The sequence below is a fragment of the Bifidobacterium vespertilionis genome (assembly GCF_008698145.1).
Lineage (GTDB): Bacteria > Actinomycetota > Actinomycetes > Actinomycetales > Bifidobacteriaceae > Bifidobacterium > Bifidobacterium vespertilionis.
This window is the reverse complement of record NZ_RZNZ01000002.1, coordinates 36,478-58,715: the sequence shown is the minus strand read 5'-3', so window position 1 is coordinate 58,715 and position 22,238 is coordinate 36,478. Positions and strand designations below refer to the sequence as shown.

General features: G+C 66.7%; 15 protein-coding genes and 1 other RNA gene. 4 read left to right on the top strand and 12 right to left on the bottom strand.

Annotated elements, in window-relative coordinates; genetic code table 11:
- The first annotated feature begins 199 nt into the window (after positions 1–199).
- Positions 200–2,272 carry a M13 family metallopeptidase gene (locus tag EMO90_RS01630; RefSeq protein ID WP_150354061.1) on the top strand — a complete coding sequence of 691 codons (2,073 nt, stop codon included), beginning with the start codon at positions 200–202 and terminating at the stop codon, positions 2,270–2,272.
- Positions 2,273–2,550: 278 nt separating this feature from the next.
- Here EMO90_RS01630 and EMO90_RS01625 read toward each other — a convergent pair whose 3' ends face one another.
- Positions 2,551–3,582, bottom strand: a complete 1,032-nt coding sequence (locus EMO90_RS01625) for a single-stranded DNA-binding protein (protein WP_150354062.1) — start codon at positions 3,580–3,582, stop codon at positions 2,551–2,553.
- A 408-nt stretch (positions 3,583–3,990) separates the two neighbouring features.
- On the opposite strand from EMO90_RS01625, the gene EMO90_RS01620 reads away from it, so the two are divergent.
- Positions 3,991–4,938 carry a hypothetical protein gene (locus tag EMO90_RS01620; protein WP_150354063.1) on the top strand — a complete coding sequence of 316 codons (948 nt, stop codon included), beginning with the start codon at positions 3,991–3,993 and terminating at the stop codon, positions 4,936–4,938.
- 338 nt (positions 4,939–5,276) lie between these two features.
- Here EMO90_RS01620 and EMO90_RS01615 read toward each other — a convergent pair whose 3' ends face one another.
- Positions 5,277–7,097 carry a proline--tRNA ligase gene (locus EMO90_RS01615; RefSeq protein WP_190972004.1) on the bottom strand — a complete coding sequence of 607 codons (1,821 nt, stop codon included), beginning with the start codon at positions 7,095–7,097 and terminating at the stop codon, positions 5,277–5,279.
- Positions 7,098–7,240: 143 nt separating this feature from the next.
- Between EMO90_RS01615 and ssrA the strand changes: the two genes are divergently transcribed.
- Positions 7,241–7,637: a transfer-messenger RNA gene (gene ssrA, locus EMO90_RS01610) on the top strand.
- A 170-nt stretch (positions 7,638–7,807) separates the two neighbouring features.
- Here the strand turns inward: ssrA and EMO90_RS01605 are convergent.
- A complete protein-coding gene (locus EMO90_RS01605; RefSeq protein WP_150354064.1) occupies positions 7,808–8,149 on the bottom strand; it encodes a hypothetical protein in 342 nt (113 codons plus the stop codon).
- Positions 8,150–8,947: 798 nt separating this feature from the next.
- On the opposite strand from EMO90_RS01605, the gene dtd reads away from it, so the two are divergent.
- Complete coding sequence (gene dtd, locus EMO90_RS01600; protein WP_150354065.1) at positions 8,948–9,433, top strand: D-aminoacyl-tRNA deacylase; 486 nt, start codon at positions 8,948–8,950, stop codon at positions 9,431–9,433.
- Positions 9,434–9,450: 17 nt separating this feature from the next.
- Here the strand turns inward: dtd and EMO90_RS01595 are convergent, their stop codons facing one another.
- The 9 genes from EMO90_RS01595 to EMO90_RS01555 all read right to left on the bottom strand — a co-directional run bounded on the left by EMO90_RS01595 (position 9,451) and on the right by EMO90_RS01555 (position 22,234).
- A complete protein-coding gene (locus EMO90_RS01595) occupies positions 9,451–10,383 on the bottom strand; it encodes a cell division protein FtsQ/DivIB (protein ID WP_150354094.1) in 933 nt (310 codons plus the stop codon).
- 440 nt (positions 10,384–10,823) lie between these two features.
- Positions 10,824–12,410, bottom strand: a complete 1,587-nt coding sequence (gene murC, locus EMO90_RS01590; RefSeq protein ID WP_190972008.1) for a UDP-N-acetylmuramate--L-alanine ligase — start codon at positions 12,408–12,410, stop codon at positions 10,824–10,826.
- 131 nt (positions 12,411–12,541) lie between these two features.
- Positions 12,542–13,714, bottom strand: a complete 1,173-nt coding sequence (locus EMO90_RS01585; protein WP_150354066.1) for a UDP-N-acetylglucosamine--N-acetylmuramyl-(pentapeptide) pyrophosphoryl-undecaprenol N-acetylglucosamine transferase — start codon at positions 13,712–13,714, stop codon at positions 12,542–12,544.
- A gap of 46 nt (positions 13,715–13,760) precedes the next feature.
- A complete protein-coding gene (locus EMO90_RS01580) occupies positions 13,761–15,125 on the bottom strand; it encodes a peptidoglycan glycosyltransferase FtsW (RefSeq protein ID WP_150354067.1) in 1,365 nt (454 codons plus the stop codon).
- Complete coding sequence (gene murD, locus EMO90_RS01575) at positions 15,112–16,536, bottom strand: UDP-N-acetylmuramoyl-L-alanine--D-glutamate ligase (protein WP_190972005.1); 1,425 nt, start codon at positions 16,534–16,536, stop codon at positions 15,112–15,114. The genes EMO90_RS01580 and murD overlap by 14 nt, the downstream gene beginning before the upstream one ends.
- Positions 16,537–16,689: 153 nt before the next feature.
- Positions 16,690–17,790 (bottom strand): phospho-N-acetylmuramoyl-pentapeptide-transferase, encoded by a 1,101-nt coding sequence (gene mraY, locus EMO90_RS01570; protein ID WP_150354097.1) that lies wholly within the window; start codon positions 17,788–17,790, stop codon positions 16,690–16,692.
- A gap of 79 nt (positions 17,791–17,869) precedes the next feature.
- Complete coding sequence (locus EMO90_RS01565; protein ID WP_150354098.1) at positions 17,870–19,354, bottom strand: UDP-N-acetylmuramoyl-tripeptide--D-alanyl-D-alanine ligase; 1,485 nt, start codon at positions 19,352–19,354, stop codon at positions 17,870–17,872.
- 122 nt (positions 19,355–19,476) lie between these two features.
- A complete protein-coding gene (locus EMO90_RS01560; RefSeq protein ID WP_150354068.1) occupies positions 19,477–20,364 on the bottom strand; it encodes a UDP-N-acetylmuramyl peptide synthase in 888 nt (295 codons plus the stop codon).
- Positions 20,365–20,422: 58 nt separating this feature from the next.
- Positions 20,423–22,234: a peptidoglycan D,D-transpeptidase FtsI family protein gene (locus tag EMO90_RS01555; protein ID WP_395952603.1), complete on the bottom strand. Its 1,812-nt coding sequence runs from the start codon at positions 22,232–22,234 to the stop codon at positions 20,423–20,425.
- Positions 22,235–22,238: the final 4 nt, after the last annotated feature.

The following is a 22,238-nucleotide window of genomic DNA, read 5'->3' as shown; positions in this document are numbered from 1 at the left end:
TCTGGAGGCCGATTTTGGCGTCCAGACGACCAGATCTGCCCAGTTCACAAAACAACAGTCCCGATCTGCCCAGTTCACAAAACAACAGTCCCGATCTGCCCAGTTTGCAATACAACAGGGGGAACACCCCCGGCCGCGCGCCCACCGCACGCCCGCACGCCCGCACGCCCGTGTCGCCGAACGCGGATAGGCTGGGACCATGACCAATGCACTGACTTCCGGCCTTGATCCGGCATCCTTCTCCTCCGTCACCAAGCCATCCGAGGACCTGTTCCGCTACGTGAACGGCCCGTGGATCGACACCTATCGTCTGCCCGACGACCGCTCCCGCTACGGCTCCTTCGACAAGCTCGCCGAGGACGCCGAAAAGCAGGTGCGCGAGATCCTCGAGGAGGACGACTGCCCCGCCGCCAAGTCCGCGGCCCTGTACAAGAGCTTCCTGGACACCGACGCCATCGAGGCCGCCGGCATCAACCCGATCCGCCCCGATCTTGACGACATCGACGCCGCCGAGTCCAAGGCCGCGCTGACCCGCGTGCTCGGCATCCTCAACCCCACCGGTGGCCCCGACCTGTTCGGTCTGTACATCTTCGGCGACCCGGGAAATCCCGACTTCAACATCGCGCACATCGAGCAGGCCGGTCTGGGTCTGCCCGACGAGGCCTACTACCGCGACGACCACTACGCGCCCGTGCGCGAGGCCTACGTCGCCATGGTCGCCAAGCAGCTCGAGAACGCCGGCTACGCCTCCGGCGACGAGGCCGACGCGGCCGCCAAGCGCTACCTTGATGTGGAGACCCGCATCGCCAAGCACCACTGGGACAACGTGGCCACGCGCGACTCCGTGAAGACCTACAACCCCACCTCCTTCGAGGATCTGGCCGCCACGCTGGCCGATTTCGATCTGGCCGCCTGGATCGACGCCTGGCAGACCGCCTACGACGCGACCAGCGCCGCCAAGGCCCAGCCGATCGACCTCAAGGCCGTGTTCGCCAAGGTGATCGTGCACGAGCCCAGCTTCCTGACCGGCCTCAACGACTTCTGGAAGTCCGCCGATCTGGAGGATCTGAAGCTGTGGGCGCGCGTGCACGCGATCATCGGCGCCGCCTCCGGCCTGTCGAAGCAGTTCGACGAGACCAACTTCGATTTCTACGGCAAGGTGCTCTCCGGCGCCAAGGCCCAGCGCGACCGCTGGAAGCGCGCCGTGAGCCTGGTCAACGCCACCTGCGGCGAGGACGTGGGCCGCGAGTACGTGAAGCGTCACTTCCCGGAGAGCTCCAAGGAGCGCATGGAGCAGCTCGTCGCCAACCTGATCGACGCCTACCGCGTCTCCATCTCGAACTCCGACTGGCTGGGCGAGGCCACCAAGGCCAAGGCGCTGGAGAAGCTCTCCAAGTTCTCCCCGAAGATCGGCTACACCAACCACTGGCGCGACTACTCCGCCCTCGACGTGAGCGCCGATGCCCCCTACGCGGCCAACGCCAAGGCCTCCGCCCTGTACGAGACCGGCTACCAGCTCGCCAAGGTGGGCAAGCCGGTGGACAAGGACGAGTGGCTCATGAACCCGCAGACCGTGAACGCCTACTACGAGCCGACCATGAACGTGATCGTGTTCCCGGCGGCCATCCTGCAGCCCCCGTTCTTCAACCCGGAGGCGGACGACGCCGCGAACTACGGCGGCATCGGCGCGGTGATCGGCCACGAGATCGGCCACGGCTTCGACGACCAGGGCTCGCAGTACGACGGCGACGGCAAGCTCAACAACTGGTGGACCGACGAGGATCGCAAGAACTTCGAGGCCCGCACCCACGCGCTGATCGAGCAGTACAACGCCTTCGTGCCCGAGCAGCTCAAGGCCAAGTACGCGGACGATCCGAGCAAGGCCCCGCACGTCAACGGCGCGCTGACGATCGGCGAGAACATCGGCGATTTGGGCGGCGTGAACATCGCGCTCAAGGCCTACGCCTTCGCGATCGACCCGGCCAGCGCCGAATCCGGCAGCCCCGAGGCGATCCGCGCCGCGCTCGCCGAGGCGCCCGAGATGGACGGCTTCACCGGCCTGCAGCGCTTCTTCCTGAGCTACGCCTCGATCTGGCGCACAAAGAACCGCGACGAGCTGGCCGAGCAGTACCTGCAGATCGACCCGCACTCCCCCGCCGAGTGCCGCACCAACGGCATCGTGCGCAACGTGGACCTGTTCGCCGAGGCGTTCGATGTGAAGCCCGGCGACGGCATGTGGCTCGACCCGGCCGATCGCGTGCGCATCTGGTAGTCGCGCCGACGCATCGCTTGATGCAGTGCTGATGCATCGTTGACTCAGCACTGACGCGAGAAAGCCCCTCCGGGGCGCCGATCCCTTCTCATTTCGGCGTTTCGGAGGGGCTTTCGCGATGGTACACAATTCAGAGCGAAAGCGGGCGGGCGCCCGCGGGGCTTCCGGCGAGGGGCGGCGACCTCGGCGATCGACCGCCGCGGGGTTGATCGCCGGATCTGGTCCGCGGTCTGGTCTTGGTTTCGTTCCGCAGCCGACCTCGAGCCCGCCGCCCGCGCTCAGAATTCCTCATTCCCATTCTCCGTTTCGGTGCCGAAGCTGTCGGTCTGAACCGCCGGTGCGGGGGCGGACTGCTGAGACAAGGCGGACTGCTGAACCGTGGTGGACTGCGAGGACTCCCCCGACTGCGCAGCATCCCCCGGCTGCGAGCCCGGAGCGGCGCCGGACTGAAGCGACGACGTCTGCGTGGTCTGAATGCCGGTCTGCGACGATTGCTCCTGAGCGCGGACGGGCGGCTGCTGCGAGGACTGCTGATTGCGCTGGGACCATGCCGACGGGCCGGCATCGGCAACGCCCCGATCGAAGGCACCCGGCGCGGATTGCCCGGACGGCCCCGGCATCCCGTTCATCGGACCGGACGCGCCGCCCCCATCGCCGACGCCATATCCTCGCTGGTTGGCATACCCCTGATTGCCGTACCCCGGGCCGCCACTGGCCTGCTGGTTGCTGCCCTGCTGATTGTTCCACTGTTGATTGCCGCCGTAACCCTGATCGCCCTGATTACCAAATCCCTGGTTGCCGCCGTAGCCCTGGTTGCCGCCGTATCCTTGGTTGGCACCGTACCCCTGCGACTCATTGAAGGGATCCCGGCCCTCGCCGTTCTGCTGAGGATCTCCAGGGGCATTCTGGCCATTCTGCTGGTCGCCCTGCCCGTTCTGGTTATTGCGCGGCATTTTGGTGAACACCGACCGGCCGGTGTTCAGATCGTGCCCGATGTTCGTGGCGTTGATCACGATGGTGGTCTGCTGCCGGCCGTCGCGATCGGTCCACTCCTCCATGCCGATCTGGCCGGTCACGATCACTGGCTCCCCCTTGTGGACCGAATCCAGCACGTTGAGGGCCAGCGAACGGAACGCCTTCACCTTGACCCAGAGCGTGGGCAGATCCACCCACTGTCCGCTGGCCTGACTGAAGAAGCTGCGCGTGGTGCCCATGTTGAACACGCTGATGGGCGTGCCTCCCTCCTGCCCCAGGCGGCGGGGTTTGCCTCCCACATATCCGTTGATGGTGACGATGCCTTGCTGTGCCATGTTGGTTCCTTTCCTTGTGGCTGTTTGCGGTTATAGGGTCCCGGTCTTGGCCGGGATGACATTGGCCCGCTTCGGGCCGCGGCGTCTCAGCAGGGACACGCATGGGGAAGAGTGAGGGATGACTGAGATGGTCCTTTCCCCGCCGTGCCGTCCGGCGCCGCGTCCTGAGCGGTGATGCCCACTGTGCCCCATCGGTGCCGCCGCCCTCAAGCCGCGCGGGCCGATGTGCGCGAATGTGTCCCCCCAAGCCATGGTTTCGCGCGTGTCGTAGCGCGTTGTGTGGATAAGCCCCTGCATAACCCCGCCATTTCGGGCCACATTCATCCACAGCGACACGAGATATCCACTTGTGCACCGCGGGACGGTTCGGGCTTTCGCCGGATGGAAGAACCGGATAGCGTCGAAGGCATGAGCACCGAATCATACTCACTGGAAGCACTCACCGATCTGAAGCGCCGTCGTTTCGAGGCATGCGACGCCCTGCAGCGCCGCACCAAGCATCCGCTGGTCTTCGCAAGGTCCGACGCCTTGGAGCTGCTCGCCGTGGAGAAGCCCATCGAGCCCGAGGCCGAACGTCGCCGCACCGACATGGATGTGGTGGTGGCGGATCAGAACGGCAAGGGCCGGATCAAAGGCGTGCGTTTCCTGTCATGGACGGGTCCAATAGAAGCGGCACCCATCGGAAGGACCGTGCTGTGCACCACGCCCGTGTGCACATGGGCGCACTATGCCGGCATACTGACTCTCAAGGAACTCATCGTGCTGGGAGAATCCCTGATGCGTCGGGACAGGCGGCTGACCCGCGCCTCCTTGGAGGACTTTCATGCCTATCTTGGGCGAGCCGATCATTTCCACGGCATTCGCAATTGCCACCGGGCGCTCGCGCTGATGCAGGAAGGCACCGACTCCTCCCAGGAGACGCGCACGCGATTGGTCCCGATGATGTACGGCCTGCCCGAACCGGTGGTGAATCATCCGGTTCGGCTGCCCAATGGCCGAATTATCTTTCTGGACAATGCTTATCCGGAGCTCCGCATAGCCATTGAATATGACGGGAACTACCATCGATTCAGTGGGGATCAGGTATTGCGCGACGACCAACGGCGGGAGGAGTTGGAAGATCTGGGATGGATTTACATCAAAGTCACGGTGGTGGATCTGCGCAGCGAGGAGGGTGAGGAACGACTGGCACAACGCATCGCGACGAAATGCGAGGCCGTGCTCGGCGTCCCGGTACCCCTGCGCCCGAGAATGACCGTTCGTCAGATCTGCGACGGACGAAGAAGAACCCGCAAACCTCTTTGGGATGTCGTGCCCCGTCACCTGTGGAGGGCACCATGGGCCACAACTGCATAATCAGGGGTACATTTCGATTTTTGCAGACACCTATCTGCATAATCAGGGACGGTCATCCTCATCCCCGATGCCGAACAAACTAATTCAAACGTTTCAATTCGGCGCTCATCGGCCGAAGCGGCCGCGTCGATCACCCCGATTATGCAGATAGGTGTCTGCAAAAGGGCAAAAGTACCCCTGATTATGCAGATACCACGCAGAAACCGCCCGATACCCAGCCGCACCCATCAACCGCACCTCGTTCCATAGACCGTGCGAACATGAAAAAGGACATGAAACAGGCCCGCCCGGTTTTTCCGGGCGGGCCTGTTGCGCTATCGACGCTTTCAGCTCTTCGTTCAGCGCTGCAGCAGGGCCGCGAGGCGGTCCGCCAGCGTGGCGGCGGCGTCAGCCGCCGCCACAGCGACCTTGTCCGAACCGTCGCGGTTGCGGATCTCGATGGTGCCGTTGTTCACGGTGTCGCGGCCGGCGACGGCGATCAGCGGCACGCCGATCAGCTCGGCATCCTTGAACTTCACGCCCGGGGAGACCTTCGGACGGTCGTCGTAGATGACCTCGATGCCGCGCTCCTCCAGCTCGTCCACCAGCTTCTCGGCGGCGTCGAAGGCGGCCTGATCCTTGCCGGTGGCCACCACATGCACCTGGGCCGGGGCGATGACCGCGGGCCACGCCAGACCGGCGTCGTCATGATGGGTCTCGGCGATGCAGGCGAGCACGCGGGAGACGCCGATGCCATAGCAGCCCATCCACACCGGGACGGTCTTGCCGTTCTGGTCGAGCACCTTGAGGTCCAGCGCGTTGGAGTACTTGAGACCCAGCTGGAAGACCTGGCCGATCTCCACGCCGCGCTCGAAGCTGAGCGGGCCGGAGCCGTCCGGGCTCATGTCGCCGTGACGGACCTCGACGGCCTCCACGCGGCCATCCGCCTCAAAATCGCGGCCGTAGACCAGATCGTAGTAGTCGACCTCGTTCTCGTCGGCGCCGGTGAACCATGCGGAGCCCTTGACCACATGCGCGTCCACGAAGTAGCGCACGGGCTCCTCCACGCCGGCGGCCTTGGCCTGCGGTCCGAGGACCATCGGACCGATGTAGCCGGGGACCAGCTCGGGATGCTTCTTGAGGTCCTCCTCGGTGGCCTCCTCAAGCTCGGCCGGCGCGAACTGAGCCTCCAGACGCTTCATGTCCACCGTGCGGTCGCCGGGCACGCCCACCACGATGACCTCGCGCCACGGCTCGTCGTGGTCCGCGTCCTCGGGGTGCTTGACGGTGATGACCACGTTCTTGAGGATGTCCGAAGCCTGCCACTCGCGGCCGTCCGCACGCGGGTTGTCCGCATTGGCGCGCGCGATCATGTTCTCGATGCTCTTGGCGTCCGGGGTGGGGCGCTTGGAGGCGGCGGGGGTGTTCGAGCTGTCGATCTCGGGCAGTTCCGGAGTGGTCAGGGCCTCGACGTTCCACGCCTTGCCGGAAGGGGCCAGTGCGAAGGTGTCCTCACCGATGGCCATGGGGGCCAGGAACTCCTCGGAGGCGGAGCCGCCCATGGGGCCGGACATGGCGAACACCGGCACGTACTTGAGGTCGAGGCGCTGGAAGATGCGCTCGTAGGCGCCGCGCTCGTCGTGGTACGCCTTGCGCATGCCCTCCTCGTCGATGGTGAAGGAGTAGGCGTCCTTCATGATGAACTCGCGGCCGCGGATCAGGCCGGCGCGCGGGCGGAACTCGTCGCGGTACTTGGTCTGGATCTGGTACAGGGTGACGGGCAGGTCCTTGTAGGACGAGTACATGTCCTTGACCAGCAGGGTGAACATCTCCTCATGGGTGGGCGCGAGCAGGTAGTCGGCCTGGTGGCGGTCCTTGAGACGGAAGATGTTGTCGCCATACTCCTCCCAGCGGTGGGTGGCCTCGTAGGGCTCGCGCGGCAGCAGGGCCGGGAAGTGGACCTCCTGGGCGCCGATGCCGTTGATCTCCTCGCGGATGATCGCCTCGATCTTGTTGAGGACGCTCAGGCCCAGCGGCAGCCAGGTCCAGATGCCGGGCGCGGCCTTGCGGATGTAGCCGGCGCGCTGGAGCAGCTTGGCCGAATCGACGTCCGCGTCCGCGGGGTCCTCGCGCAGAGTGCGCAGGAACATGGTGGACATTCGTAATGCTTTGGAACTCATGGGTTCCAACCTACCCGCCCGAGGGGACGATGGGAAGGCCTTGGGAATAATCGTCCGATTTGATTTGTTGTATCAACTGTGGTAAATTGAAATGTCCGTCCGGATCCATACGGAAATGGTCGGAAGCTTGATAATTCAAGATTGGGGCTGATCGGTTTCGACGGTGACCTGTTCGTCGCAGGGAAGCGTGCCGAGAACGCAGGGTCCGCTCGTGGATGTCCCCTGCAAAAGAATAAGTGCTAAATCTAACCGCACTGAGTTCGCTCTCGCTGCCTGAGCTTCGCGCCAGGATTAACCAGTGAGCAGCCGCTCCGTTCACTCTCTCATGTCTTCGGGGAGAAGCTGAGCGTCGTTTAGAAGACTTGCTGATGTCGCCGGGCCGCAGGGCGACGTCGGGACTTTAACTGTGGATATGCCCGCCATCGGTTGTCTGCGACACAGATGGGGGCAGAAAAAATGCCATACGGCCAGCAGACTACGCACGTAGAAGACTGAGGGTTCGGTCATCGGACCGGGGTTCAATTCCCCGCAGCTCCACAAAGCCAGAGGGCTTGGAAACGTTGAAAAACCAACGATTCCAAGCCCTCTTTCATATTCCGCGCATATTGCGCGCTATTGAGCGTCATATTGCGCACACCTTGGGCATCGCGCGGCGGGCCGCCGTACTATCGCCACCGGCCCGCCAAATGCCCGCCGTCACCGACTCCGCATCACTGCGCCTCGCCGCTGCCGGTCACGGTCGTGTCGCCGGTCACGCTGCCGCACACCACGGTCACCAGATAGGTGGTGCCGGGCTTCAGCGTCACCGGGCTCAGCAGCTCGCATCCCTCCGGGGTCTTCGTCGCGCCGTCGCTGTACTGGCCGGTCACCTCCATGTTGCTCAGATCGCTGATCGTGGTGTCCGGATCGGTGGAGCCGGTGTAGTTGACGGTGATGGAGGAGAGCGTGGGCTGCGCCGCCTCGCTCTTCTGCTCCGCAGGCTCGCCGGCGCCGCAGGATCCCAGGGCAATGAGCATGGCCGCGCCCAGCATCGCGCTGATGGTTTTCTTCATCGGATTCCTTTCCTTGGCAATAGCATCGTAGATTCAATCTTGACTACGTACTTGTTCAATTGGCCCGGTCAAGCATACGGATGAGGACGCCACGGGGCGAATGCGGCCCGGCTTTTGGATCCCCCGTTTCCACATCGTGGGGGGATGGTTTCGGGTTCTGTCCGGTTGTAATGTTTGTGCCCCCTGTTGTGTCGCAGACTGGGCAGATCGGGACTGTTGTTTTGTGAACTGGGCAGATCTGGTCGTCTGGACGCCAAAATCGGCCTCCAGATGTTCCGTTCTGCCCAGTTTGCAAATCGAACGTCCTGGTTTGCCCAGTTTGCGTTGCGATGATCCCGATTTGCCCAGTTTGCGGCCGGACGTGGCCGGGAGTGGGCAGGCGGGGCCGGGCGCGATCGGGTGTGGGCAGTCGGGAGTGGGCAGGCGGGGCCGGGCGCGATCGGGGGCGTGACATGGCGTGCGTTGTGACGCGGGGTGTGACCGGGTGTGCCCATTCCCGGTCACAGGGGTTTTAAAATGGCTTTATTTCAACGTTTTTGATGCCCCGTGACCGGGTGCGTCCACACCATGTCACACGCCGGGTCACAACGCACGCCGGGTCACACCCCGCGTCACACGCCCAGTCACACCCCGCGTCACGGCACAGGCGGACCGGCCAATGCCTCCGCCCCACGCCTCCGACCCACGCCTCCGACCAATGCCTCCGGTTAGGCAGCCCGATCGCCCGCCCCGTCCGATCGCCCGGCCCGGTTGAGCAGCCCAGCCGCCCCGCCCGTCCGATCGGCTACAGTGGAACGCATGAGAATCGTATTGCAGCGTGTGAGTCAGGCGAGCGTCGATGTGGTCGACGAGGCCAGCGGCGAGATCGACCCCACCTTCGAACCCCAGCAGATCGGCCTGGGATATGTGCTGCTGGTGGGCGTGCAGGATTCGGACGGCGACGACGAGATCGCATGGCTGGCGCACAAGATCCTGAACCTGCGGGTGTTCGAGGACGCGCAGGGCAAGATGAACCAGTCGATCCAGGACGTGGGCGGGGAAATCCTGTCCATCTCGCAGTTCACGCTGTTCGCCGACGTGCGCAAGGGCAACCGGCCGAGCTTCGTGAAGGCCGGCAAGCCCGATCACGCGGACATCGTGTGGATCAAGTTCAACGAGGCGCTGCGGTCGGGCGGCATACCGGTGCGCGAGGGGCGTTTCGGCGCGCATATGCGCGTGGGGCTGGTCAACGACGGGCCCGTGACGATCGTGATGGACACCGACGAGCTGATGCGCAAAGCGTAGGCGCACCCCACGCCCGGCTACTTGATGATCGGCTTCTTGGGCGAACTGACGTTGACCTGGTGCTTGTCGCCGATCACGGCCGGATCGTTGATGATCTTGTCCACCTCGGCCTTCTTGAGCTCCAACTGCGAGGCGTCGCCCCACACGATCGTGTAGTTGCCGCCATCCAGCACGGTGGTGACCGAGTCCTGCGTCTTGGCGGTCACCGACGTGGTGCGCTGGCGCATCGATTCGGGCAGGGAGGCCAGGATCTGCAGCGCCTGCTGCACGGCACGGTTCTGCAGACCGCTGTCCACATCATCCACGTCGATCACCGGGATGCCGGCCACGGAGGCGCCCACGGCGTTGAGCACGCGCGCCTGGCTGTCCACGGCCGTCATCGACCCGTCGGCCGATTTGAGCACGGCGGCGGGCTTCTGGGCGGCCACGGTGATGGACAGGCCGTGCGGCCACTGCTTGGCCACATCGGCGGTGGTGACGCCGGGCATGGCCTTGAGCTCCGAGGCAATCGACCCGGTGGAGACGACGAGCAACGACTTGTCCGCCTGTTTGGCGGCGATCTGGGAGACCTGCTCCTCGGTGACCCATTCGTTCGCACCCTCGACGCGGATCTGACCGGCCTGCAGCTTGAGCACCGGGGAGAAGAACAGCAGCCACGTCAGGCCGGAAACCACGGCCACAACGGCCAGAGCCAGCCCTACGCGGATGAGGATGGACAGGGTTCGGGCCTTGCGTTCCTCCTTGGCGCGGGCGGTGAAGCCGATCACCTTGGGCCGGCGGAATGGGCCGGATCCCTCGTCGCGCAGACGTTCGCCCACCGTGCGGTCGGTGCCCAGATGACGCGCATCCACGAATCCGCCCGGCTGGGATCGCGTGGGACGCGCCGCGGGGGTCTGCGCCCCTGCCGATCCGACGGCCCTGCCGACGCGGGCGGGTTGGCCGGATTGCATGGAACGTCCGGTTTGCACGGAACGGCCGGATTGCGGGGTGTTTCCGGTGCTATGCGGCTCCTCCACGGCCCCGGGGAATTTGGGGAATCGCGGGAACGGGCGCTTGGTCTGCGAGACCTTGCCCTGGGCGGCCGGCTTGCCGGGCTTCACGCGCGATGCGGAAGCGCTGCGGCCCGCAGTGGCGGCGGCGTTGCGCGCGGCCATCGCGGAACGCTTGCGCGCGGCCTTGAACGTGCCGGAGGGGGCGCCGGATCCCGAAGCGCCGAAAACCCCCGCGCCGGAGGATGACCGCGGAGTTCCGGAAGCCCCGGAAGCCTTGGAAACACCTGAAACCTTGGGAGCTCTGGAAGTTCCGGCAGCCCCGGAGGAGGAAGAAGCTCGCCCCGACGATTTGGCCGTGCGCGGTTCCCCGGAGGAGCCGGAGGAGACGACGCGACCGGTCATTGCCGCTCCGCCGAGGACGCGGAATCGTGGATCTGATGCATTTCGCGGTGCGCCTCGAGCACGCGCAGCATCACGGTGGCCATCTGGGTCACGTCGCCGGCGCCCACGGTGAACAGCACATCGCCTCGATGCGCGCGCATGCACAGCATCTTGGCGGCCTGGCACATGTCCGGCACGGCGTGGATCCAGTCGTCCTGAGGATCGTGCGCCACGCCCGCGGCGGCATCCACCACGGTCTGGCCGCCCACGCCGGGGAAATCCTCGGCCTTCTCGCGGGCGGGGAAGATGCAGGTGACGATCACATCGTCGGCCTTGGACAGGGCCTCGGCGAACTCGCGCGCGAAGAACTTGGTGCGGGAGAACAGGTGCGGCTGGAACAGCACGCGCAGCGTGGCGCCGGGGTAGCGGCGGCGGGCGGCGTCGAGCAGCGCGGCGATCTCGGTGGGGTGGTGCGCATAATCGTCCACCACGGTCACGCCCTCCACCACGCCGCGGATCTGGAAGCGGCGGGCGGCGCCACGGAAGTCCGCGGCGGCCTTGGCGGCCACGTCCGGATCCATGCCGAGCAACGCGGCCGCAAGAATGGCGGCGGTGGCGTTGCGGGCGTTGTGGATGCCGGAGATGACCAGCGACACGGGCACAATGCGCGCCGGGGCGCTGGCCGGGGCCTCCCGGTCCAGCAAACCGGCGGGGATGGCGATGGAGAATCGTTCGGCGCCGGATTCGGCCGCCTCGCGCTCGTGGTCGATCGCCACGACGGCCTCCACGCGGCCGGAAACCGCCGCGGGCAGATCGGCGGGCGCGGTGGTGTAGACGATCGTGCGCGCGGCCACGTCGTCGGGCAGCTGCGCGATCACGTCCAGCGCGCCGGCGTCGTCGCCGCAGATCACCACATGCCCGCGTGCGTGCCCGGCATGCTCCACGAATGCGGCGTGATAGTGCGCGGCATCGCCGTAATGGTCCAGATGATCGGGCTCGGCGTTGGTGATGATGGCGATTTCGGGCGTGTACTTTTCGAAGCTGCCGTCCGATTCGTCGGCCTCGGCCACGAGCACGCCGCCGCGGCCCGCGTGGCCGCCGTCCTTGACGCCGCCGTCCGGGGTCTGGATGGAGCCGCCGATCGCATAGCTCGGATCGGCGAGGTCGCCAGTGCCGGCGTTGACGAGAATATGGGAAAGCAGGGCGCTGGTGGTGGTCTTGCCGTGCGCGCCGGCCACGGTCACGCCGCGCTTGGCGTTGAGCAGCAGGGCGAGGATGTCGCTGCGATGCACGATCCTCTCCCCCGCGGCGGCCGCGGCCACGATCTCCGGATTGTCCGGCTTGATGGCGCTGGAGAAGACCACGGTGCGCGCGCCGGCGACGTTCTCCGCCTTCTGCCCGATGCGCACGCCGATGCCGAGCTCCTTGAGACGATCGGTCTTGGCGCTTTCCTCGCGGTCCGATCCGGCGACGGCCACGCCCTCCTCGTGCAGCATTTCGGCGAGCACGCTCATGCCGGCCCCGCCGATGCCGATGAAATGGGTGACGCCCAGATCCGACACGGTTTCGCCGGGGGCGAAGGATGCATGGGTGGGGTCAAGCACAACGGTGGATTCGGTCACGGGGACACTCCTTGAAACGATGACAGGGCTGTACACATTATGGTCATGCGCCCAGACCGGCGTCCGCCCGGCCAGTCGTGCGCCGGGCGGACAAGTCGCCACGCGGAACGCGGCTACCGGATCAGCGACAGCACGCGGTCCGCCATGACGTCGGCTGCGTCGCGGATGCCGTAGCCCCACGCCGCCTTGCCCATCGCGGACAAACGATCGTGGTCGGCCAGCAGAGACGGCACGTTGGCAAGCACCCACTGCGTGGTGAAATCGGCGTCGGACACCATGATGCCGCCGCCGGCCTCGACCACCGGCTGGGCGTTGAAGCGCTGCTCGCCGTTGCCGATGGGCAGCGGCACGTAGACGGCGGGCAGGCCGAGCGCCGCGATCTCGCTGACGGAACCGGCGCCGGAGCGGCAGATCACCAGATCGGCGCACGCGAACGCGAGGTCGATGCGCTCCAGGTATTCGACGGCGTGGTAGTCGCCCTGACCCACATGGTCGATGCCGAGGTCGTTGAGCACGTCCTTGCCGGCGGACTTGGCGACCAGCTCACGCACCTCCTTGAGCTTGCCGCGGCCCGTCAGATGCACCACCTGGGCGTGGGCGAGCAGCTGCCTGGCGCTGGAGGCCACGGCCTCGTTGAGGCTCTGGGCGCCCAGCGAGCCGCCGGTGACGAGCACGAGCGGGCGCGTGGGATCCACGCCCAGCTGGGAGGCGGCCTCCACACGGGCGAGCTGCGGATTGGCCTCGAGACGGGCCGCGAGGGATGCGATGGCCGGGCGCAGGGGCAGGCCCACACGCTCCACGCGGGTCCTCTCCCCCGGCTTCAGACCGGTGTTCTCATACGCGGTGCCGATGTAGTCGGCCCAGCGTGCGCCCAGCTTGTTGGCCATGCCGGCGCGGGCGTTCTGCTCGTGGATGGCCATGGGCAGGCCCATCTTCTTGGCGGCGCGGTACACGGGCGCGGAGATGTAGCCGCCGAAGCCGCACACCACATCCGCCTGGCGGGCCGTGAGGATGGCCTTGACCTTGCGCACCTCGCGCGTCCAGCGGAACGGGAATCGGAAGGCGGCTGCGTTGATGGAACGCGGGAAGGGCACCTTTTCGATGGTGTCCATCTCGAATCCCGCCGCGGGCACCAGCTGGTTCTCCAGTCCGGTGGTGCCTCCCAGCACGGTGACGACGGCGTCCGGCCTCTTGGCCTTGATGGCGTTGGCGACGCTCAGCAGCGGATTGACGTGCCCGGCCGTGCCACCGCCGGCCAGCACAACATGAACCTTCTTTTCACTCATGAGTGTCAGCTTAGCCCCCAAGGGACCCTCGCGGAAACCCGGGGCGTCACGCCTTGGCCAGGGCGGCCTTGATGTCCGGCTGCGCGCGCATCATCCGCACGGCCACGCCGGAGGCCGCCAGACACATGACCAGCGCCGAGCCTCCGGAGGATACGAACGGCATCGGCAGGCCCATGACCGGCAGCATGCCCAGCACGACGGCGATGTTGATGAGCGCCTGTCCCACGATCCACCCGGCGATGCACACCATCACCATGCGCGCGTAGGCGTCCCTGCACTGCAGGGCCACGCTCACCAGACACCAGCCCATGGTCACGAAGCCGAGCACGAGCAGCGTGGCGCCCACGAAGCCGAGCTCCTCGCCGATGATCGCGAAGATGAAGTCGTTGTGCGCCTCCGGCAGGTAGTTCCACTTCTCGCGCGAATTGCCCAGCCCCACGCCGAACAGGCCGCCGGAGCCCATGGCGAAGGTGCCGTGGATGGACTGGAAGCACACGCCCTGCGCCTGCTCGGCCGTGCAGCTGCCGTAGGTGGCCAGGATGCGCTGCATGCGGTTGCTGCTGCCGAGCACGAACATGGCCACGATCCCCACGACGCCCGCGCCGCAGGCCGCCAGCAGCACCTTGATGGGGAATCCGCCGATCAGGAACGCGAACGCGCACAGGAGCACGATGATCATGGCGGTGCCCAGGTCCTTGCCCGCCATCACCAGACCGAAACTGATCAGGGATACGACGAGGGCGGGGGCGTACGCCTTGAGGAGCTTGTGGCTCCTGAGCCTGCGCTGGCACAGGATCATGCCGGCGGGCAGCCAGATGCACAGCGCGAGCTTGAGGAATTCGGCCGGTTGGAAGGACAGCTGTCCCAGATGGATCCAGCCGTTGTTGCCGTTGACGGACTTGCCGAGCGGCGTGAAGGTGAGGGCCTGCAGGAGCCATGCGAAGACGATGATGCCGCCGCCCAGCCGCTGGTAGAACTTTTGGGGCATGCGCATGGCCAGTCCCGCGGCCACAAAGCCCACCGCGCAGAAGATGCCCTGGTCGATGAGCTCGGACCACGGGGACTGGTTGTTGGACACCGCGTCCACCGAGGAACTGGAGAACACCATGAGCAGGCCGAAGATCGTGACCACGATCACGGAGGCCATGAATCCCCAGTAGCACCACAGCGGGTTGAGCAGCGTGCGCCAGCCGGTGTAGCGGCTCTCGCCCCGCGCGGAGCGCGAAGCCCCGGCGGACGGCGAGGACCCGGACCTGCCTCTGCCCCGCGACGCGTCCGATCCGGAGACGCGCGCCGCCCATGAGGCGTTCGCGGACCCGGCGGCGTTCGCGGACGACGACGCGGTCCGGCGCCCATCGCGTTCCGTGCGTCCGTCGCGTTCCGTGCGTTCGGCCCGATCAGCGCGCGCCATGCTCGCCAACCCAACGCGCGGCCGCGGCGGCGAAGCGGTCACCTCGATCCGCGTACGACTTGAACTGGTCCATCGATGCGCAGGCGGGGGCCATGAGCACCACATTGCCCGGCTTGGCGAAGCGGCCCGCAGCCTCCACCGCGCGCTCCATGACCGTGTCGTTCGGCTCCGGGTCGATCACGGTCAGCGGGATATCCGGCGCGCTGGCCGCGAAGGCATCCAGCATGGGCTGCTGGTCCTTGCCGATGATCACGGCGGCGGCGATGGTGTGCGCCTGATCGGCCACCAGCTGCTCGAATCGACTGCCCTTGGCCAGCCCGCCGGCGATCCACACCACGGACTTGGGGCCGAAGCTGGACAGGGAGGCATGGGCGGCGTGCGCGTTGGTGGCCTTGGAATCGTCCACGAAGCGGATGCCGTCGGCGGACGTGGCGACGGTGACGATGCGGTGGCCGCCGGGCGCGAAGCCCTGCAGGGCCCTGACGGCCGGCTCAGCGTCGATGCCGTAACCCAGCGCCAGCGCCAACGCGGTCAGGCCGTCGGCCAGCAGATGCGGGTAGACCGTGCCGTCCGGCTCGGTCAGATGCGTGAACGATGCGACGGGGGCCAGACGGACGGGCTCGCCGACGGGCTGTCCGGCCACGCCGCTCATGTCCACCACCCAGCCGTCCTTCACGCCGATCTGGCCGGCATCGGGCTCGCCCAGCGTGAACCCGACCATGCGGCATCCGGGCGCAGGCTGGGCCTTGCGCGCGATCGCGGAGACCCGCTCGTCGTCCGCGTTGTAGACCAGCGCGCGCTTGACGCCCCGGTAGACCTTGGACTTGTCGTGCGCGTAGTTCTCGAAGCCGCCGTGCCAGTCGAGGTGGTCGTCGGCGAGGTTGGTGATGACCGCGCAGTCAAGCTCCAGGGAGTCCGTGAAGTGCAGCTGGAAGGAGCTCAGCTCCACGCACAGCGCGTCGTTGGCGGGATCCACGGCCGCGTGGGAGACCGCCTTGCCGATGTTGCCCACGGCCGGCGCGGTCAGGCCCGCGGCGGTGAGCATGGCGGAGGTCATCTCCGTGGTGGAGGTCTTGCCGTTGGTGCCGGTGATGCCGATCCATCCGGCCGGCCGGCCGGTCCTCGCGTTGTCCGCGCGCAGCATCCAGGCGAGCTCCACCTCGCTGACCACCGGGATGCCGCGGCGCTGGGCCTCCAGGATGAACGGGGTGCGCGGGTTGAACACCGGGGAGGTCATGACCATGTCGATCTCCTCCCACGGCAGGTTCTCGAAGGACTTGAGATCGGCGTCGTCGCGCCGCTCGTCCACGCCGATCACGCGCTTGGCCCTGCCGGCCAGCACCTCCCGCACACTGCGTCCGGACACGCCCAGGCCGGCCACCATCACGGTCTTGTCACTCAGATCGATCATCGCTTGTCACTCCCATCCGGGTCGCGCGACCCGTTCATCCCACCGGCATATTCGTCAGTCCACCGGCATTCTTGCGCGGTCTTGTTACAGTCACGGTCTACCACAGGTCCGGCGCGGCCCGCCACCGGCCGGACCATCAACCCGCGGGACCCGCTACAGCAGGCCGGATCGCGCGGCCCAATCGGAGTAGAAGATCACCAGGGCGACGAGCACGAAGATCAGCTCGATCATCCAGAAGCGCACCACCACGCGCGTCTCCGGCCATCCGCACAGCTCGAAGTGGTGGTGGATCGGGGCCATCTTGAACACACGCTTGTGGGTGAGGTGGAACGAGGTGATCTGGATCACGTCGGAGCACACCTCGATCACGAACAGGCCGCCCAGGATGATGGCCAGGAACTCGGTGTGCGTGGCGATCGACAGGGCTGCGAACAGGCCGCCCAGGGCCAGCGAGCCGGTGTCGCCCATGAAGATCTCGGCCGGGTTGGCGTTGTACCACAGGAAGCCGAAGCAGGCCACGGCCGCGCACACGGCGATGATCGTCAGGTCCAGCGGATCGGACACCGCGTAGGAGAAGCCCTCGTGGGTGCCGCCCTTGATGTGGTAGCTCTCCCAGAACGCGATGATCGCGAAGCCCACGAACGCGATCATGGAGCTGCCGGCGGCCAGTCCGTCCAGGCCGTCGGTGAGGTTGACGGCGTTCGTCCATGCGGTGAGCAGCAGGTTCACCCAGATGACGAACAGCACGATCGCCACCGCGCGCCCGGCGAAGTCGAAGCTGACGAACGGCGTCTCGATGAAGCTCATGCCGGCCTGGGCGCTCGGCATGCCCGACTTGGTGGGCACCATGAGCGCGAGCACCGCGTAGGCCGTGGCGAAGATGAACTGGCCGATGAACTTGCCGTGGATGGTCAGGCCCTCATTCTGTTTCTTGCGCACCTTGGCGAAGTCGTCGATGAAGCCCAGAAGGCCCATGGAGAGCATCGCGAACAGCACGAGCACGGCCGACCACGAGGGCAGGTCGCCGGTCCGGAAGTAGCGGAACAGCGCCGAGGACCCCCATCCCAGCAGGACGGCGAGGTTGATGACCACGCCGCCCAGGGTGGGCGTGCCGCGTTTGACCTGATGCGACTTCGGGCCGTCCTGGCGAATGTACTGGCCGTAATGCAGCCTGTGCACCAGCCTGATCAGCAGCGGCGTGCCCACCAGGGTCACGATGAGCGACACCAGCATTCCGACGATGAGCGCTATCACAGCCACACCCCACAGTTCATTGTCTTGTTCCTTTGCTTCTTCCTTGGATTGAAATCCTTCGGGTCCTCTGCCTTGGATCCTACGCCCAGCGTTCGGCCAAAGCGCTCAGACCGGAGGCGTGCGAGCCCTTGAGCAGCACGACCGGATCCTGCGCGTCCGCCGCGTCCGCGATCACGGCCTTGTCCGCCTCGTCGGCGCTGTGCACCAGCAGGACCTTCGCGGCCGTTTTGCCCGCCTTGGCACGGGCTTCGGCGGCCTCGCGGGCACCGTCGGCGATCCGCCCGGCCAGCTCGTCCAGCGACGCGTCCGAGGACGATCCGACCGCGATCACCACGTCCAGTCCCAGATCCGCCGCGTAGGCGCCGATGTCATGGTGCAGCCGGTCGCCGTCGGCGCCGAGCTCGAGCATCGCGCCCAGCACCGCCACGCGATGGGGCTGGGCGGCGCGGGAGGCGCCCCACGCGGCCAGGCCGTCCAAGCCGGCACGCATGGAATCGGGGTTCGCGTTGAAGGAGTCGTCGATCAGCGTGAAGTCGGCGCCCTCGCGGCTCACGCGGCTGACGGCCATGCGATGGGGGCTGATGTGCTTCTGGTCCTCGAGCACGCGGGCGATCGCGTCCAACGGCAGGCCGAGCATGCCGGCCACGGTGGAGGCCGCAAGCGCGTTCATCACGTTGTGGTCGCCGCAGATAGCCAGATGGACCGGCACGGTGTCCTTGCCATCCGTCAGCTCGAAGAACGGGTGGTCGAGCTCGTCGTGGAGCACGTCCAGGGCCCTCAGGGCCAGCGCGCGGCCGTCGTGGTCGTTCTCACGGCCGAACCAGACCACGTCGCCCGGGGCGATGTCCTTCATGGCCGCCACGTGGACGTCATCGGCGTTGAGCACGGTCACGCCGTGGGGCAGCTCGCCGCGCACGATCTCGCTCTTGGCCTGGGCGATGCGCTCCACCGAGCCGAACTCGCCCAGATGCGCGCAGCCCACCTTGAGCACCACGGCGATGTCCGGCGGTGCGATGGTGGTCAGGTACGCGATCTCGCCCAGATGGTTCGCGCCCATCTCGGCCACGAAGTAGCGGGTGGCCGGGCCCACCTTGAGGGCGGTGAGCGGCAGGCCGATCTCGTTGTTGAACGATCCGACGGGGGCCACGGTGGGGCCCAGCTCGGCCAGCATGGCCTTGAGCAGGTCCTTGGTGGTGGTCTTGCCCACGGAACCGGTGATGCCGACGATCCGGAACGGCTCGCCGGATGCACGGCGGCGTTCGATGTTGTGCCGGGCCAGCGCGCCCAAGGCCTTCACGCTGTTGTCCACCACGATCTGCGGCACGGCCGCGCCTGGCACCTCATGCTCCACGATCGCCGCCGCGGCGCCCTTGTCCCCCACGGACGCCACGAAGTCGTGGCCGTCCACGCGCTCGCCCTTGATGGCCACGAAGACCGAGCCGGCGCGCACCTGGCGGGAATCGCTCACCGCGCTGGTGGCGACGGCCTCGCCGACGTCCCCCGGGACTCCTGCCAGCCTGCCGCCGACCGCCTCGGCAATCTCGGCAAGGGACATGGGCATCATATTCGGTTCGCACACAGTCGCAACCAACCTTTCAGCAATCTGTTCGTTCTCGTTCGTTTCACTTGTTCGTTCAGGCCCGTGAGCCGGGTCCGCGCCCGCCCGCGAGCCGGGCCGCAAGCCCGTCAGGACAGCTCTCGCGAGACGCGCAGCGCGTTCCTGATGTTCCCCTTGCGCACACCGGCCGCCATCACCATGGCGATGCTGGTGGACAGCCGGTTCACGCTCAGCGGATCGTCCGTGGAGCTCGCCTGGATGGCCATCGCGTCGGACTCGCTGGTCCGCCACGTCACATGGGTGTCCTCGCCGATCGCGAAGCCGTATTCGGCGGCCGCCGCGGCCAGCAGGTGCCGCTGGGTGTCCACGCTCAGCCTGTCGTCGTCCGCAACGGCCAACACGTCCATGTTCACTGCGCTCAGCGACCCGCGGTGCAGCGTGCGCTCGTCGATCGCCACCACCACCGCGGCCGCGCCGTCCTCCGCGCACACGGACAGGACGTGCTGGACCTCGAAGGTGTTGAGCGGGTATTCGATGTTCAGCTCGCGGTCGAGCGCGAACGACCCCTGCGCCGAGATGCGCCCCACCGGATTGCCCAGCACGTGCAGGAACTCGGCGAGCACGCGGATCGTCTCGTCGGCCTTGGGGCCGCACACGCCGAACATGGCGAGCGCGTCCGACGGACCTCCGGCGATCCCCGACGCCAGCGCGCCCAGCTGGGCCGCATCCAGATCGCCGTAGAGCACGGGCAGATCCGCGTTCACCAGCATCCCGCGCACGGCCATGGGGGCCAGCACCGCGTAGGCGCCGCGCTCCAGGGCCTGATGCAGCAGCTCGGGCGTCGGATCGGTGCCCGTGGGCACGTACAGCGACCCCGGACGGACCGAATCGAGATCATCGGCCAGAGACGTGACCGTGACCGGGGAGGCGAACGGAGGCTGGAGCACCAGCCCGTACCTGCTGCACAGCGCGCCGAGCGTCATGTGCTGCATCAGCGACTCACTGACCGAACCCATCGGCATTCCCTTCCTTGTATCCGCCGTTGGAGCGGATTCCACCGTCCATCATGCCATGTCACCATTCCGTCGGTATGGCGTCCGTGCGCGGCGACGACGGATCGACCTCGTACTTCTGCATGAGGAACTGGGCGATCTTGGCGAACACCGGGCCGGCCGTCACGCCGCCGTAGGTGCCCGTGGGGTCCTTCATGACCACGGTGACCACGAACTGCGGGTTGTCGGCGGGCAGGATGCCCACCCAGTCGGCCACGATCGAGGTCAGGGCCCCGGAATCGCCGGCCACCTCGGCGGTGCCCGTCTTGGCGGCCACGCGGTATCCCGGAACGGAAACGGTCTTGGAATAGTTCTCGGCCACGGATTCCATGGCGTTGAGCATCTCATTGGCCACGCCCTCGTCCACCACGCGCGTGGCGCCGTCGGACGGGGTGGCGATCTCCTTGCCGTTCGCGTCGATCGTGGACTTGATGAGCTTCTGCTGCGGGCGAACGCCCTTGTTGGCGATCGTGGCACCGATGTTCGTCAGCTGCAGGGCCGTGACCGAATAGCCCTGGCCGAACAGGACGGTGTTGCGCGTGCGGCGGTCCCACTTGTCGGCGGGGCTGAGCCATCCGGCCGATTCGCCCGGCAGCCCGAGCCCGGAGGTGTGGCCCACGCCGAACTTGGTGAGGTACTCGTAGCGCTTGGCGTCGGAGAGGTTTTTGGAGGCCATGATCATGCCCACGTTCGAGGAGTTCTGCAGGATGCCGGCGAGCGTCCACTTGCTGGTGCCGTGCTCGTGCGAGTCCTTGTAGGTCTGTCCGTCCTCGGTGATCGTGGAGGGCACGGTGAACTGGTCGGATGCCTTGTGCAGGCCCTCCTGCAACAGGCCGGACATGGCGATGACCTTGCCGGTGGATCCGGGCTCGAACAGATAGGTGCCCACGCGCGAGGTGTTGAGTTTGGCCTCGGTGCTGCCGGCCTCGTACTGGTCGGAATCCGCCAGGGCGAGGATGTTGCCGTTGACGTCCGAGACCACGGCCATGGCCCATTTGGCGTTGTACTGCTTCTTGGCCTCCACCATGGTGTTCTCCACGAACCACTGCACGTCGCGGTCCACGGTGAGCTTGACCGTGGAGCCGTTGACCGGGTCGACGGACTGCGTCTGTGTGCCCGGGATCTTCTGCCCCAGATTGCCCTGCTGGTAGATCTGGTAGCCGTCGGTGCCGGTGAGCGTGTCATTCTCCATCTGCTCCAGGCCGGAGACGCCGGTGCCGCTGTCGTCCACGCCGCCCAGCAGCGCGCCGAGCAGCGTGCCGTTGGGATATGTGCGCTGGCTGGTGTTCTTGGCGCTCACCACGCTGCTGATGTGCAGTTGGTCGATCTGGCGCTTGACGGCGGGCTCCACGTCCTTGGCGAGGATCACATACCGGTTGGTGCCGGTCAGTTTGGCGCCGAGCTCCATGGCGTTGAGACCGAGCACGGGCGCGAGCAGGCGGGCCACGGCGGCCGGGCCGGTCTCCCCCACGTTCTGCCCGTCGATGCTGTGGCAGTAGCCGTAATTCTTGGCTTTCGTGGTACCGCAGTCCACCGGTTCGAAGGTGCTGGCCACCAGCGGGTCGCCGATGATCATGTAGCGCTCCACGCTCTGGGCCAGCACGTTGCCGTTGGTGTCCACGATCGATCCGCGCTGCGCCGTGAGCACCGCCTTGGCCGTGCGGCTGTTGGTCGCGGCCTGGGCCGTGGAGGATCCATCCAGCAGCTGGATGCGCGCGAGCTGCGCCACGGAGATGGAGGCGATGACGGCGAACACGATCACCACGGCCATCACGCGGTTGTAGAACGGCGTGTGCTTGGCGAGACGTCGCTTGAACCAGTTGACGATGGGCATTGGC